Here is a 14232-nt window from a genome sequence, read left to right on the forward strand (position 1 = left end):
ACTCAGGGGACCGGCTCCTTCCGGGGAACGGCGGTGACCGCCGAGGTGGGCGCGGTGGCGTGTTCGGAACCGGTCCGCGCGGGGGCGCGGCCGGCCCTGGGGAACGCCGGACGCTTCGCCCCGGCGGCTCCCCGTCCGGCCGGGCGGGGCAGCCAGGCGGTGGCGCGGCGGCCCAGCAGCTCCACCGCTGTCGAGGTGAGCCACCCCAGGGCTCCGATGGTGGCCATGCCGACGAAGACGCCCCGGTAGTCGACGATCGTGTAGTCCTGCCAGGTGCGGTAGCCCACTCCGTACTCGCCGGAGATCATCTCCGCGGAGATCACGCAGATCCACGAGACGCCGATGCCCACCGAGAGGCCGCCGAAGATGCCCGGCAGGGCGCCGGGCAGCACCACCGAGAACAGCACCCGCAGCCGGCCGCCGCCCATGGTGAGCACGGCCTCTTCCCAGGCCGGGGTGAGGGCTCGGACCGCGTGCCGGGTCGACACCACCACGGGGAAGAAGGCGGCGGTGAACGTGATGAACACGATGCCCTGCTCGTTGGTGGGCAGGAGCAGGATGGCGACCGGGACCAGGGCGATGGCCGGCACCGGACGCACCACCTCCACCAGCGGGCCCAGCAGGTCGGCGGCCCACCGGGACCGGGCGATCGCGGTACCGACGGCCACCCCCGACACCGCGGCCAGCACGAAGCCGACCGCGATCCGGCGGAGGCTGTGGCCGAGGTCCTGCCAGTACGGGCCGGTGCCGAGGCGGTCGGCGAAGGCGGAGGCCACCTCGTCCACCGTCGGGAACTGCTCGAACCGCAGCCACAGGTCGACGTCCAGCGTGGTCAGCAGCTGCCAGAGCCCGAGGGCCGCGGCCAGCGAGGCGGAGCGGATCAGCCAACGGCCCGTCCTCATGACGCGAGCCCCACGGCTTCCGCGTACCGGATGATCCGTGCCCCGGCATGACCGTCGACGTACCTTTCGGCACTGGCAGGCGTGACGAAGGCGCGCAGCTCGGCGCCGTCCGCCACCCACACCGCCCTGTCGGCGAACCACAGGGTGCCGGTCAACGCGTCCGGCACGTACGCGGCCCGCACGTCCGCGCCCTTGGCGGCCTTCAGCAGCTCCCTGGGACTGTCGAAGGTGCGGGTGGTGGTCCGGCCCTTCAGCCACAGCTCGGGCTTGGCGGCGCTCGCCTTCGGGTACCCGGTGGCCTGAAGGGCCCGCTTCAGCGGCGCCGGGTCGACGAAGGCGTCCACGTCGACGTCATCCACCAGCCCGGCGGCCTTCAGCACCGGCACGTCCTCCTTCAGTGCGGCGATCAGCTCCGGGCGCAGGGCCGGGTCGAAGGTGGCGATGCCGTTCGCGCCGTTGTAGAGGTAGACCACTTCGGCGGGCAGCCCGGTCTCCTTCGCCACCGACTCGGCGGCAGCCACCGGCTTCGCCCGCAGGTGGTCGGTCGCCCGCCTCTGCGCCTTCAGGAAGTCGTCGAGCACACCCGGCCGTTCGGCGGCGAACTTCTGCCGCACGGTCACTCCGTGGAAGGTCGGCAGGTTCAGCTCGGCCCCGTCGTACAAGGCCTTCGCCCGGCCCTCGAAGGCCAGTTGGCCGGGCCAGGCCACGAACTGCGACAGGGCGTCCGCGCTGCCCGCCTGCAGGGCGGAAGCGCCCACGCTGGGTTGCTGGTTGAGCTTCTGGATGCCCTTGTCGGGGTCGATTCCCGCGCGCTGCAGGGCCCGTACGAGCGTTCCGTCGGCGGCGGAGCCCACGCTGGTGGACACCTTCTTGCCGCGCAGGTCGGCCAGCGACTCCAGCGTGGAGTCCGGCGCGGTCACCACGGTGTTGAGGCCGCCGCGCAGGTTGTAGCCGGTGACCGAGACGAGCCGGGTCGGCTGCTTCAGTTCCTTGCCCCGAGCGGCGTTGAGCAGCAGCGGGAAGTCGCCCATCGAACCGATGTCGACCTTTCCCGCGGCCATCTGAGCGGTGATGGGGGCGCCGGTCGCGTAATCCTGCCAGACGACCCTGTACGTCACGCCCTCCTTCTCGCCGCGCGCCGCCAGCTCCTCCTCGAAGTAGCCGAGGGAGCGCAGCAGGGTGCCGGCGGTGACGGTGTTGATGGTCTTGGACTGGTAGCCGACGGTCACCGTGACCGTCTTCGACGCTCCGCCCGCCTCGCCGTCGCCGCCGCAGGCGGTGGCCAAGGGGAGGAGCAGGGCGATGGGTACGGCGGGGGAGATGGTTCTGCGACGCATGGGACGGGGGCCTTTCACCGGAGCAGGTAGGGCATGTTGACGGTCACCGCGCCGGTGGGGCAGCGCGCGGCGCACGGGCCGCAGTACCAGCACTCGTCCACGTGCATGTACGCCTTGCCGTTGTCCTCGCGGATCGCGAGCGAGTCGAGCGGACACATGTCGACGCAGAGCGTGCAGCCGTCGATGCACTTGGACTCGTCGATGGTCACGGGCACGTCGGCGCGCTGAGGAACAAGAGGCATGGCTGGCTCCAAGGGCCCGGAGGGCGGGGAACGGAGGAGGAGGAAGGAAAGGAGGAAGGGAACGAGGAAGCGAATGAGGAAGCGAATGAGGGAAGCGCTCAGGCGCTCAGAGGGAGCGGCGCAGCACACCGCTCATGGTGATGCGGTCGCCGCGGAACCGGATGAACTCCAGGTCCACCGGCCGCCCGTCGGGCAGACAGGTCAGCCGTTCGAGCATCAGTAGGGCGGCCCCGCGCGGGGCCTGGAGCACCGCGGCGGAGTGTGCGTCGGCGTTGACCGCCTCGAGTGTGATCTCGGCATGGCCCAGTGGGCCGCCGGACAGGGACTCCAGGAGCCGGAACACGTCCGTGTTCTCGAGGTCGCAGCCGAGCAGCTCACCGCCCACGTCCATGGGCAGGTAGGACGAGTCGAGGGACAGCGGCAGGCCGTTGAGGCGACGCAGCCGCTCGATACAGAGCACATCGGTGTGCTCCGGCAGGCCCAGCCGGTGTGCCACCGGGCCCGGGGCGGTCACCGGCCCGACGGTACGGACCTCGTTCGTGACCCGGCCGTGCTCGTGCAGGGTCTCGGCCAGTCCCTGGAGGCGGTCCAGGCCGTGCGGGTACTTCTCGCAGACCACCACGGTGCCGACGCCCGGCTGCCGGTCGATGAGCTGCTCGCCGCGCAGCAGGTCCAGGGCCTGCCGGACGGTGTTGCGGCTGGTCCGGTAGTCGGTGGCGATCATGTCCTCCAGCGGCAGGATCCCACCGGGGAAGCCGCCCGCCAGGATCTGGTGGCGCAGCAGGTCGGCGAGCTGCCGGGCCTGGTCCGCACGCAGCCGACGGCGGCGCGCGGCGGCGACCGGGAGGGCGGCGGGGGCGGGTTCGGATGGCATGGCAGGAACGTAGCGGGCCGGCGGTCCCCACGGTGTTGCCGCAGTGTTGCGCCACCTGATGGACCGTGTTTACCGGCTCTGACCTGCGGTTTCGGAGAAAGGGGAGGGAGAAACGCCACCGGGCCGCCCACCACGTGGACGGCCCGGCGCCCACGATGCGAACAAGCGAGGGACAGGCGTGCGGGTCAGAGTCGTGTCGGTCGGTTCGTGGTCAGCAAACGGTCGGCCTCCGACCGGGCTGTCTCCCCCTGACGCCCGTCTTCGGGCACCCGTCCGCCTCCCGTGGAGCCGGGGAAGGGATCCGCGTCGAGCGCCCGCAGCAGGGCCCGGGCGACCGCGTCGTTCTGGCGGAAGGCGGGAGCGTCGGTGCGGGGGCGGGCGAAGGCGGCCACGGCACGGCTGTCGGTGGGGGCGCCGAGGGCGAGCCGGCGGGGATGGGGGCCGCCGAGCCCCGGGTCGATGACGCGGGCGTCCGCGGGGGCGACGGTGAACCGGCCGGAGCGGTGGGTGTGGTCCGGATCGGTGACGACCTCCTCGGCGAGCCCGCCCGCGCGGTGCAGATGCCGCAGCAGCGGATCCTCCGTGCGGTCGAGTTCCGGGCCGGGCAGGTACGCCTCGACCAGTGCTGTGGCGCGGACCGAGTGGCCGGGCACCGTGGGGCTCGTCGCGGAGAACGTGCCCGTGGTCTCGTCGGTGTCCACGCGGACGTCGGCACCGAGGAATCGGACGATCCCCGCACGGGAGAGGGCGAGGAGCCGGCGCAGCCGGAGGCCGGGAGGACCGGAGGCGAGGAAGCTGAAGAAGCCGTGCCACCAGCCGTCGAGGCCGTCGCCGAGCGAGCGGGCCGTGAGCCGGCCCGCGGACACCAGCCGCGGCAGCTGCCCGTAGACCGAGAGCAGGGCGAGGAACGCCCCGAGGTCGGCGCTGAACCCGGCGTCCTCGCGGCGGGCGACGTCCTGGGCGATGTGGTCGCGCAGATGGGCCTGGAAGGCGTCCGTCGTGGGAAAGTCAAGGCCGTCCAGGGGACGGTCCAGGGCCTCGAAGTCCAGGCGGTCCGCCGGGTCGGGGACCGCGGTGGCGACCAGGTCCGTCATCGCGTCGGAATACCAGTCGAGGCGGTCGTACGCGGTCAGGAACTCGTCCCAGGGCACGGCCGTCCGCTCCGGGTGGGCGTGGAACAGCTCGTGGTAGTGGCCGAAGCCGATCTCCTTGGCCATCAGCGGCCACACGTCGCGGCGCAGGTCCAGCGGACGCTCTTCGGCGCAAAGGGCGTCGATCGCCTCGGGGCCGAAGTACCGGGGCAGCGAAGCCCGGGGGCCTTGGAGCCGGTAGCCGGTCTTGGCGTGGTAGGGCACTCCGCGTCGTGACCCGACGTGCAGGATCGGCTCGCGGCCGGAGGGGAGGTAGTGCAGCGTGCCGTCGGGCTCCGTGCGGTAGGAGCCGCCCCGGCCCTCGGTGAGCAGGACCATCACGTCGATGAAGGCGAGACCGAATCCGCGCAGGACGACGTGCTCGCCGGGCCGCAGCGCGGACAGGTCGGCGTCGGCGGAGAAGTCCGGCGGGAGGTGGAAGAGGCCGTGCCGGCGGGCGAAGGCCGCGTGGGCGCGGTGCGACGGGCCCGGAGCGGATGCCAGGTGGCCCTGGGCGAGGAGCACGAGGTCCGCGCTCAGCGGAGGGACGCGGTCCGCCAGGTGCACCTGCTGGGGGCCGTCCGGGAGACCCGTGACGGCGGTCGCGGTCGTACGGTGCCACTCGACGGTGACCGACGCCGGGAGTTCGGCCAGCACCCGCCGGAACACCCAGTCGAGGTAGGCGCCCTGAGCCCGTCGGGTGGGGAAGTCGGTCCCGGCGAGCGTGCGCAGCTCGGCCAGGACCTGCGGGTCGGCCGGTTCCGCGTACGGCGCGAAACGCGGGTTGCCCGCGTCGGCGAACTGGGCGGCCCACTCCGCCAAGGAGGGTCCCGGTCGGACGGGGCCGTCGAGGGTGGACGTCTCGTCGGTGAACATGGTGACGTCCTCGGCCATGGAGTTCATCCGCAGCAGCGGGGACTGCTCGTGCCGCCAGATCCGCCCCGGGCCGGGGGGATGCGGGTCGACGAGATGGATGTGCAGGTCCTTGCCGCCCCGCCACAGCTCGGGGGCGTTGGCGGCGATGCGTTCCAGCAGCCCGGTGGCGCGCGGTCCCGCGCCGACGACGACCAGTGCGACCGCGGGCCTCGCGCTCATCGGTCACCGCCGGGCGTGGGTCGTGTGCCGGCGGCGGCCGCCCGGCGCAACCGCAGGCGCAGGGCGGCCGGACGGGCACGCAGCCGTTCCAGCGGCGTGGGCGGAAGACTGCGCGCGGAGCCCCGCGCGTAGTACCGCTCGACGTAGTACTGGCCGACGCCGAGCACGGAGGTCACCGCGACGTACCAGAGCGTGGCGACCATCAGCAGGGGGATCACCTGGTAGGTCTGGTTGTAGACCAGCTGTACCGAGTACAGCAGGTCGTGCACGGCCAGGACGCTGACGATGCTGGTGCCCTTGAGCGTGCCGATCAGCATGTTCCCGGTGGTGGGGACGATGGAGCGCATCGCCTGCGGGATGACGATGCGGCGCAGCGTACGGAGCCTGCCCAGGCCCAGTGCCTGGGCGGCCTCGGTCTGACCCGGGTCCACGGAGAGGATGCCGCCGCGCACCACCTCGGCGGCGTACGCGGCCTCGTGCAGCGCCAGGCCGATGACGGCGGTGAGGGTGGGACCGAGCAGGTTCACCGTCTGGACGGTGAGGAACTGCGGCCCGAACGGGATGCCGAGGCCGAGCGTCGGATAGAGGGCACCGATGTTGAACCAGAACAGCAGCTGCACCAGCAGCGGCGTGGACCGGAAGATCCACACGTAACCCCAACTGAGCGTACGCAGCACCGGGTTGCCCGACAGTCGCATGACCGCGAGCGGGATGCCGAGCAGAAAGCCGAGCACCATCACCACGGCGGTCAGCCACAGCGTCAGCAGCAGTCCGTCGAGCACGGCGGCGGTGGTGAAGTACCGGCCGACCACGTCCCATTGGAACGCGTCGTTGCGAACGACGGAGTTGAGCACCATGGCGAAGAGCACCGACGCCACGGCGGCGGTCGCCCAGCGGCCGACGCGGCGGCGCGGCACGATCCGCGGCAGGTCGGCGCCGGGCGGGTCGACTGCCTTGAGGGGCTTCTGAGCAGGAGTGGTGGTGGACGTGACATCGGCGGGCGTGACCATCGTGAGGCGCTCCGGGGGAGGGGTGTGGGCGTGGGTGACCATGCCGGTGGCATCCGTACGCAGGTACGGTGCGCCGGGGCCGATGTCGTCACGCTCGCCGCGTCCCTCAACGCGGCCGGAGAGAGCCACGCGCACAGCGGGCCCGCCCTCCGTCGATCGTATGTGTGGATGGCTCGCGGATCCGTCAACCACGTATGACGAGCCTGTGAACACCGGTTCGGTATCCGGTCGGTGGTTGACGAGACACGCGATGTACTGCTCAAGTAATCGCATGGATGCCCAGCAGCGCTTGGTCTCGCGCGACCACATCGACTTCGGTCGGGTGTGGTCCGCCTCCTGTTGCGCCTGACCTGGCAGCGGGCCGTCCGACCGGCCCTTCCCTCCCTCGGTGACCCCGTCGCGGGCCGAGTCCTCCCTTCACGCGCGCTGCCGCGACTCCACTGATCCCGACGCCCGACGTCGTCACGCCGACTCACCATTGCGCCCGTCTTCCTGACGGTCCATCACCCATGCCCTGCGGCAGGACGCTTCGCCCTGCTCGCGTCCGGCAACCCTTCCGAAAGGCCCCTCTGTCATGCCCGTGGAGTTCCTCGGCATCGCCGCCACCAACGATGGATCCGAAACCACCCCGCGCTCCGGCGCCGCCTTCGACAAGGAGTACACGCTCCGGCTCGCCCGGGCGCACGAGGACCACGGCTGGGACCGGGTGCTGTTCGCCTACGGCTCCGGTTCCCCGGACCCCGCTCCGGCCGCCGCGTACGTCGCGAGCCGGACCGAGCGGCTGCAGATCCTGCTCGCTCACCGGCCCAACGTCTCCTACCCCACCTTCGCCGCCAAGACCTTCGCCACCCTCGACCAGATCAGCGAGGGCCGGCTCACCGTGCACTTCATCACCGGCGGCAACGACCACGAGCAGGGGCGTGAGGGCGACACCCTCACCAAGGACGAGCGGTACGCCCGCACACGCGAGTACATCCAGCTCATCAAGAAGATCTGGACCACTCACGAACCCTTCGACCACGAGGGCGAGCACTACCGCTTCCACGACTTCGTCAGCGACGTCTTCCCCGTCCAGCAGCCACGCCCCGGCGTCTCGTTCGGCGGATCCTCACCCGCCGCGTACGCCGCCGGAGGCGCCGAGGCCGACATCTACTGCCTGTGGGGCGAGCCCCTGGCGAAGACCGCCGAGCAGATCGAGGCCGTGAAGGCCGCCGCCCGGGCGGCCGGCCGGATCGACGTGCCGCGCATCCAGGTGGCCTTCCGCCCGATCATCGCCCCGACCGAGGAACTGGCGTGGGAGAAGGCCCATCGCACGGTCGGCGCCATCCGGGAGCGGCGCGAGACGGGGCTCGTCCGGCACCACCGCGATGGCGCCCCCGAGAACACCGGTTCGCAGCGGCTGATCGCCATCGCCGAGAAGGGGGAGCGCTACGACCGCGCCCTGTGGACCCCGACCGCCGCCGCGACCGGCGGAGCCGGCAACTCCAACGCCCTCGTCGGCACCCCCGAGACGGTCGCCCAGGCGCTCCTCGACTACTACGACCTCGGCGTCGACATCCTCTCCGCCCGCGGCTACGACCTGCTGGACGACGCGATCGACTTCGGCCGGTACGTGATCCCCCTCGTCCGCGAGGAGGTCGCCAAGCGCGACGCCGAGCGGGCGGCACGCGGCCCCAAGGCCCTCGCGGCGGTGGGCGAGTGAGCCCCGCGGCACCGCTCCCCGAGCTGACGGTCGTCCACGTCCCGGTCTCCGACCCACGGGTGGAGCCCCTGCTCCGGGAGCTCGGCGACGAGTACGCGGCTCGCTACGGCAAGGACGCCCACGCCGAGTTCGCCCGTTATCCCGACGAGGAGTTCACCGCTCCGTACGGGGGAGTCCTGCTCCTCCTCCTGGAGCGCGGCCAGGCCGTCGCGGGCGGCGCCTTCCGCCGGTACGACACGACCACGGCCGAGCTGAAGAGGATCTGGACGCACTCCGCCCACCGCCGCCGCGGCCTCGCCCGGCGGGTCGTGGCCGAGCTGGAGCGGGAAGCGGCCCTGCGCGGCTACCGGCGGATCCACCTCACCACCGGCCCGCGCCAGCCGGAGGCCCGCGGCCTGTACCTGGCCACCGGCTACACCCCGCTGTTCGACACCGAAGCCGACCCGGAGTCCATCGGACCGCTCCCGTTCGAGAAGCACCTTCCCGCCTCAGCACGTACAGGAAAGGCCGTCGACCTGTGAGAACCGCGACCAGAGGCCGTCTCCGCAGCGCGGCCGCCCTCGCACTGCTGCCGCTCCTGGCCCTGACCGCCTGCGGCTCCGGCGGCACCGACGGCACGGCGACGGTGGGAGCCCAGGCACCCGCCGCACCGGCCGGCGACCCGATCGCCGGCGTACGGAAGGTGGACGCCGTCGCCGCCCTGCTGCCCGCGGACGTCCGTGAGGCGGGGACGCTGAGGGTCGGCAGCTCGATCGGATTCCCGCCCGGTGCGTACTACCCCAACGGCACGGACAAGGCACCCGCCGGCCAGGACATCGACCTCGCCGACGCGGTGGCGAAGGTCCTCGGCGTGAAGCTGGAGCGCCAGGACGCCTCCTTCGAGACCATCCTGCCGGCCCTCGGCAGCGGCAAGTACGACGTCGGCACCGGCAACTTCGGCGTGACCACCGAGCGCCTGAAGACGATCGACTTCGTCACGTACATCAACGACGGCCAGGGATTCGCCGTGAAGAAGGGCAATACGACGCTCGGCGACAGGGTCACCGACCTCACCCGGCTGTGCGGGCTGACGATCGGCACAGGCGCCGGCACGACCTTCGAGGCCACCCTCACCGCGCGCAAGGGGGTCTGCGCCGAGGCCGGCAAGAAGCCCTACGAGGTGAAGGTCTACTCGGAGAACGCGGCCACCCTCACCGCGCTCCAGCAGGGCCGCGTCGACGTCGTGATGTCGACCATCAACGGCCTGCGCTACCAGGCGGCCCAGCCCGCCGCCCAGACCGTCTTCCTCGGCGAGTACCACCGGCTCGACGTCGGCTTCGCCTTCAAGAAGGGCTCCCCTCTCACCACGGCCTTCCAGGCCGCGGTCGACCAGCTGATCAAGGACGGCACCTACGCCCGGATCCTGAAGAAGTGGGGAACCACCGCCTCCGCGATCGACACGTCGAAGATCAACCCGCCCGAGCACAGGTGACCCATGAGCAGCGACACCATCGTCGAACCGGCCGCGAGAGCGGCCGAAGCCCCGGCCACCACCCTCAAGGTCGTGCCCGCCCGCCACTACGCCCGCTGGGTCGCGGCCGCTGCCGTGATCGTGCTGCTCACCCAGTTCGCGCACGGCCTGGCCACCAATCCCGTCTGGGAATGGCACGTCTTCCGCGATTACGTCCTGTCCGAGACCATCGTCCAGGCCGTCTGGGTGACCCTCCAGCTCACCGCCTACGCCACCGTCCTGGGATTCCTGCTGGGCACCGTCCTGGCCTTCATGCGGCTGTCGCACAGCCCGGTGCTCAGGACCGTCGCCCGGGGATACGTCTGGATCTTCCGGTCCATCCCGATGATCGTCCAGCTGGTGTTCTGGTTCAACCTCAGCGCGCTGTACGACGAGTTGGGTATCGGCATCCCCTTCGGGCCGGTGTTCTGGTCCGTCGACAGCAACACCCTCATCGGTACGATCGGTGCCGCGATCATCGGTCTGACGCTGCACCAGGCGGCTTACGCGGCCGAGATCGTCCGCGGCGGCGTCCTCGCGGTCGACCACGGACAGCTCGAAGCCGCAGCGGCACTCGGCATCCCCCGGCTGCGGCAGATCCGCCGCGTCGTGCTGCCGCAGGCCATGCGCGCCATCCTGCCCACCGCCGGCAACGAGATCATCGGCCTCCTCAAGGGCACCTCGGTGGTCTACGTGATGTCCATCGGCGAGCTGTTCTACCAGGTGCAGGTCGTCTACGGCCGCAACGGCCGGGTGATCCCGCTGCTGCTGGTCGCCACCGCCTGGTACGTCGTCCTGACCACCCTGCTCTCGGTCGCCCAGTACTACGTGGAGCGCCGCTACGCCCGGGGCACCGACCGCACCCCGCCGCCCCGTCCGCTCCAGCGCGCCCGGAGCCTCGTCCGCACCCTGACCAGGGGAGAGAACCGATGAACACCGACGTGATGGTGGACGTCCGCGCCGTCCACAAGAGCTTCGGTCCGCTGGAGGTGCTGCGCGGCGTCGACCTCCGGGTCCGCGCCGGCGAGGTCACCGTGATCCTCGGCCCGTCCGGCTCCGGCAAGTCCACCCTGCTGCGCACCATCAACCACCTGGAGAAGGTCGACCGGGGCTGGATCAGCGTCGACGGCGAGCTCATCGGCTACCGCCGCCACGGCGACAGGCTGCACGAGCTGAAGGAGAAGGACGTCCTCAGACAGCGCACCCACATCGGGTTCGTCTTCCAGAACTTCAACCTCTTTCCGCACCTGACCGTGCTGGACAACCTGGTCGAGGCCCCCGTCTCCGCACTGCGCCGCCCGCGCAGGGAGGCGGAGGAGACCGCCCGCCGGCTCCTCGCGCGGGTCGGTCTCGCCGACAAGGCCGACGCCTACCCGCGGCAGCTCTCCGGCGGCCAGCAGCAGCGCGTGGCCATCGCCCGCGCACTCGCCCTGGAACCGAAGGTGCTGCTCTTCGACGAGCCCACCTCGGCACTCGACCCGGAACTCGTCGGCGAGGTCCTCGACGTCATCAAGGACCTCGCCCGCACCGGCACCACCATGATCGTCGTCACCCACGAGATCGGCTTCGCCCGCGAGGTCGCCGACACGGTCGTGTTCATGGACGACGGAGTCGTCGTGGAACAGGGCCCGCCGGCGGCCGTCCTGGACGCCCCGCGACACGCACGCACCCGCGCCTTCCTCTCCAAAGTCCTCTGACCGGCAACCACCGACGCACCACCACGCAACGCAAGGAGAACCACCGTGCCCACCACCCTCGCCCGCCGCACCGTCGCCGCCGTGCTCGGACTCGCCTCGGCTCTGGTACTCGCCGCCTGCGCCAACCCCTCCGACGGCGGTACGACCGAGATCGCGGCCGCGAAGGGCGGCACGACGAAGATCAACCTCAGCCCGGACCAGAACCGCGTGACCACCGCCAAGGTCGACTCCATCGCCGCCCAGGTACCGGCGGAGATCCGCAAACGCGGCACCCTGGAGATCGTCGACTCCTCCGGCTCCGCCGCACCGCTCACCTTCCGCGCCACCGACAACAAGACCGTGATCGGTGTCGAGACCGACATCGCCCACCTGGTCGCCGACGTCCTGGGCCTCAAGCCGGACATCAACACCGTCTCCTGGGAGAACATCTTCGTCGGCCTCGACAGCGGCAAGTACGACGTCGGCTTCAGCAACATCACCGTCACCGAGGAGCGCAAGGAGAAGTACGACTTCGCCACCTACCGCGAGGACAACCTCGGCTTCGAGGCGAAGAAGGGCAGTGGTCTGAAGATCACCGGACCGGCGGACGTGGCGGGCCGGACCGTCGCCGTCGGCAGCGGCACCAACCAGGAGAAGCTGCTCGTCGAGTGGAGCGAGGAGAACGAGAAGGCCGGCCGCAAGCCGGTGGACATCAAGTACTACCAGAACGACAGCGACACCTACCTCGCCCTCCAGTCCGGCCGCATCGACCTCTACCTCGGGCCCAACCCGACCGCCGCCTACCACGCCGCCACCACCGGCAAGACGGAGGTCGTCGGCACCTACTCCGGGGCCGGCGCCACCCTCCAGGGCCTCATCGCGGCCACCACGAAGAAGGACAACGGCCTGGCGAAGCCGCTCGCCGAGGCCCTCGACGAGGTCATCGAGAACGGCACGTACGCCAAGGTCCTCGACCGGTGGGGCCTCTCCGGCGAGGCCGTGACCTCGTCGCAGATCAACCCGCCCGGCCTGCCCAAGACCAACAAGTAGGCACCAGGGAGGTTTCGCATGAGGTTCCAGGTCCTCACGATCGTCGGCCACGCCCCCCACGCGCTGACCGGTGAACTCGGCTCCGTCGCCGACCGGCTGGCGGAGGTCGTGGAGACGGGCGTCGCCGCCGAGGAGCTCGGCTTCGACGCGTACGCGGTCGGTGAACGGCACGCCGGGGCGTTCCTGTCGTCCAGCCCCACGGCCCTGCTCGGCGCCCTGGCCGCCCGCACGTCCCGCATCCGGCTGCTCACCGGTGTCACCGTCCTGGCCATCGCGGACCCGGTGCGCATCGCCGAGGACTACGCCACTTTGCACCAGCTCTCCCGCGGCCGGCTCGAACTCGTCATCGGCAAGGGCGCGGAGGCGGGCCACTTCGACCTCTTCGGCCTCGACGAGGGCCTCCAGTGGGACTACCAGACCGAGAAGTACGAGTTGCTGCGCAGGCTCTGGCGCGAGGAGAAGGTCACCTGGCAGGGCAAGTTCCGCCCGGCGCTGGCGGATACGACCATCGTCCCCCGGCCCTACGAAGGCCGCCCGCCGCGCGTCTGGCACGGCTCGGCCACCAGTCTCAACTCCCCGGAACTGGCCGCCAGGCACGGCGACCCGCTGTTCAGCGCCAACGCCATCCAGCCCCGCGAGGCGTACACCCGGCTCATCGAGCACTACCGGGAACGCTTCGAGGCATACGGTCACGACCCGCGTACCGCCCACGTCGGTGCGGGATCGGGAGGACTGTTCATCGCCGACACCACCCAGGAGGCGATCTCCCGCTTCAAGGAGTACTACGAGGCCCGGGTCCGGCAGACCTACAAGCCACAGCTGGAGGGCAGGCCCGGCTACAACACACCCTTCCGCACCATCGAGGAAGCCGTCGCGAACGGGCCCCATCTCATCGGCAGTCCGCAGCAGATCATCGACAAGATCCTGGGCTTTCACCAGGCGTACCGCCACGACCTGCAGTCCGTCACCGTCGACAGCTCGGGTCTTTCGTCGCCCGAACAGATCGACCAACTGCGCCGATTCGCTGAGGAGATCGCTCCGGTCCTACGGCGCGAGGCTCCCACCACACTGTGGCGGGAACCGTAGACCCCCATCTGAAAATCCCGCCCGGCACTGAAAGGTCCGCCCACGGCCACCGTCCTGTCCGTCTCGGGAAGTCCCTCCGCCACTTCCCGCACCGCACGCCTCCTGCGCCACCCGGCGATCGCCGGGACCGTCGCGCCCCTCGCACGGGCGGACGGCGTCCTGATCGGCACGCCCGTCTACAAGGCCGCCCGATCGGGCCTGCTCAAGTCACTGCTCGACCTGCTCCCGCAGTGCGCCCTGACCGGCAAGACGGTGCTGCCGCCGGCCACGGGCGGCAGCACGGCCCACGTCCTGGCCGTCGACCAGGCGCTGCGCGGTGGTTCCGGTCAGTCGGTGGCCGAAGGCCATCTACCGGTGGGGCCTCCAGCCGCCGGCCGACCTGTCCCGCATCCGCCGGCCAGTCCTGGTGGCCAACGGCGAGAGCGACCGGATGGTGCCGAGCGAGAACACCCTCGACCTCGCCGCACGGCTGCCCCGGGGCGAACTCGTCCCCTCTACCCGGACGCCGGGCACGGCGGAATCTTCCAGTTCCACGACGCCTTCGCCATGGCGGGCGTCCGCGCCGCCACCCAGTCGGGCCTCGGCTGCGCCATGCTCCCCACGGCCCTCGCCGCCGACCACGAGGAGGCCGGCGGTCTG

13 protein-coding genes and 1 pseudogene are annotated in these 14232 nt (G+C 71.2%); 8 read left to right on the forward strand and 6 right to left on the reverse strand.

From position 1 onward, the window contains the following. Positions 1–2 precede the first annotated feature (2 nt). From ABZ318_RS24730 to ABZ318_RS24755, 6 genes are all read right to left on the reverse strand, one after another. Positions 3–902 carry an ABC transporter permease gene (locus ABZ318_RS24730; RefSeq protein WP_356904654.1) on the reverse strand — a complete coding sequence of 300 codons (900 nt, stop codon included), beginning with the start codon at positions 900–902 and terminating at the stop codon, positions 3–5. Continuing rightward, a complete protein-coding gene (locus tag ABZ318_RS24735; RefSeq protein ID WP_356904655.1) occupies positions 899–2239 on the reverse strand; it encodes an ABC transporter substrate-binding protein in 1341 nt (446 codons plus the stop codon). Before ABZ318_RS24735 ends, ABZ318_RS24730 begins: the two co-directional genes overlap by 4 nt. 14 nt (positions 2240–2253) lie before the next feature. Continuing rightward, on the reverse strand, positions 2254–2481 hold the full coding sequence (locus ABZ318_RS24740; protein ID WP_125741086.1) for a ferredoxin family protein: 228 nt from the start codon (positions 2479–2481) through the stop codon (positions 2254–2256). Positions 2482–2587: 106 nt separating this feature from the next. Beyond that, on the reverse strand, positions 2588–3355 hold the full coding sequence (locus ABZ318_RS24745) for a GntR family transcriptional regulator (RefSeq protein ID WP_356904656.1): 768 nt from the start codon (positions 3353–3355) through the stop codon (positions 2588–2590). A gap of 185 nt (positions 3356–3540) precedes the next feature. Beyond that, positions 3541–5580: an FAD/NAD(P)-binding protein gene (locus ABZ318_RS24750; RefSeq protein WP_356904657.1), complete on the reverse strand. Its 2040-nt coding sequence runs from the start codon at positions 5578–5580 to the stop codon at positions 3541–3543. Beyond that, a complete protein-coding gene (locus ABZ318_RS24755; protein WP_356904667.1) occupies positions 5577–6590 on the reverse strand; it encodes an amino acid ABC transporter permease in 1014 nt (337 codons plus the stop codon). The genes ABZ318_RS24750 and ABZ318_RS24755 overlap by 4 nt, the downstream gene beginning before the upstream one ends. A gap of 574 nt (positions 6591–7164) precedes the next feature. Here ABZ318_RS24755 and ABZ318_RS24760 point away from each other — a divergent pair. The 8 genes and pseudogenes from ABZ318_RS24760 to ABZ318_RS24795 all read left to right on the forward strand — a co-directional run. Then, a complete protein-coding gene (locus ABZ318_RS24760) occupies positions 7165–8292 on the forward strand; it encodes an LLM class flavin-dependent oxidoreductase (protein WP_356904658.1) in 1128 nt (375 codons plus the stop codon). Continuing rightward, entirely contained in the window at positions 8289–8813 is a 525-nt protein-coding gene (locus ABZ318_RS24765) for a GNAT family N-acetyltransferase (protein WP_356904659.1), read from the forward strand. The genes ABZ318_RS24760 and ABZ318_RS24765 overlap by 4 nt, the downstream gene beginning before the upstream one ends. Continuing rightward, positions 8810–9763 (forward strand): ABC transporter substrate-binding protein, encoded by a 954-nt coding sequence (locus ABZ318_RS24770; protein WP_356904660.1) that lies wholly within the window; start codon positions 8810–8812, stop codon positions 9761–9763. Before ABZ318_RS24765 ends, ABZ318_RS24770 begins: the two co-directional genes overlap by 4 nt. A 3-nt stretch (positions 9764–9766) precedes the next feature. Beyond that, a complete protein-coding gene (locus tag ABZ318_RS24775) occupies positions 9767–10714 on the forward strand; it encodes an amino acid ABC transporter permease (RefSeq protein ID WP_356904661.1) in 948 nt (315 codons plus the stop codon). Continuing rightward, positions 10711–11478 carry an amino acid ABC transporter ATP-binding protein gene (locus tag ABZ318_RS24780; RefSeq protein ID WP_356904662.1) on the forward strand — a complete coding sequence of 256 codons (768 nt, stop codon included), beginning with the start codon at positions 10711–10713 and terminating at the stop codon, positions 11476–11478. The genes ABZ318_RS24775 and ABZ318_RS24780 overlap by 4 nt, the downstream gene beginning before the upstream one ends. 45 nt (positions 11479–11523) lie before the next feature. Continuing rightward, the gene (locus ABZ318_RS24785) at positions 11524–12507 is read left to right on the forward strand and encodes an ABC transporter substrate-binding protein (protein ID WP_356904663.1); all 984 of its coding nucleotides are present in this window, start codon (positions 11524–11526) and stop codon (positions 12505–12507) included. Between the two features lie 18 nt (positions 12508–12525). Continuing rightward, a complete protein-coding gene (locus tag ABZ318_RS24790) occupies positions 12526–13593 on the forward strand; it encodes an LLM class flavin-dependent oxidoreductase (RefSeq protein ID WP_356904664.1) in 1068 nt (355 codons plus the stop codon). Between the two features lie 27 nt (positions 13594–13620). Continuing rightward, positions 13621–13908 (forward strand): annotated as a pseudogene (locus tag ABZ318_RS24795) (NAD(P)H-dependent oxidoreductase); the annotation flags it as partial. Between the last annotated feature and the right edge of the window lie 324 nt (positions 13909–14232).

Origin of the sequence: Streptomyces sp. NPDC006197 (assembly GCF_040613865.1) — a bacterium.
GTDB lineage: Bacteria > Actinomycetota > Actinomycetes > Streptomycetales > Streptomycetaceae > Streptomyces.

Coding starts and splice junctions, on each gene's coding strand:
- ABZ318_RS24730 (WP_356904654.1), bottom strand. CDS start 902: ATGAGGACGGGCCGTTGGCTGATCCGCTCCGCCTCGCTGGCCGCGGCC.
- ABZ318_RS24740 (WP_125741086.1), bottom strand. CDS start 2,481: ATGCCTCTTGTTCCTCAGCGCGCCGACGTGCCCGTGACCATCGACGAG.
- ABZ318_RS24735 (WP_356904655.1), bottom strand. CDS start 2,239: ATGCGTCGCAGAACCATCTCCCCCGCCGTACCCATCGCCCTGCTCCTC.
- ABZ318_RS24780 (WP_356904662.1), top strand. CDS start 10,711: ATGAACACCGACGTGATGGTGGACGTCCGCGCCGTCCACAAGAGCTTC.
- ABZ318_RS24790 (WP_356904664.1), top strand. CDS start 12,526: ATGAGGTTCCAGGTCCTCACGATCGTCGGCCACGCCCCCCACGCGCTG.
- ABZ318_RS24775 (WP_356904661.1), top strand. CDS start 9,767: ATGAGCAGCGACACCATCGTCGAACCGGCCGCGAGAGCGGCCGAAGCC.
- ABZ318_RS24760 (WP_356904658.1), top strand. CDS start 7,165: ATGCCCGTGGAGTTCCTCGGCATCGCCGCCACCAACGATGGATCCGAA.
- ABZ318_RS24750 (WP_356904657.1), bottom strand. CDS start 5,580: ATGAGCGCGAGGCCCGCGGTCGCACTGGTCGTCGTCGGCGCGGGACCG.
- ABZ318_RS24755 (WP_356904667.1), bottom strand. CDS start 6,590: ATGGTCACGCCCGCCGATGTCACGTCCACCACCACTCCTGCTCAGAAG.
- ABZ318_RS24745 (WP_356904656.1), bottom strand. CDS start 3,355: ATGCCATCCGAACCCGCCCCCGCCGCCCTCCCGGTCGCCGCCGCGCGC.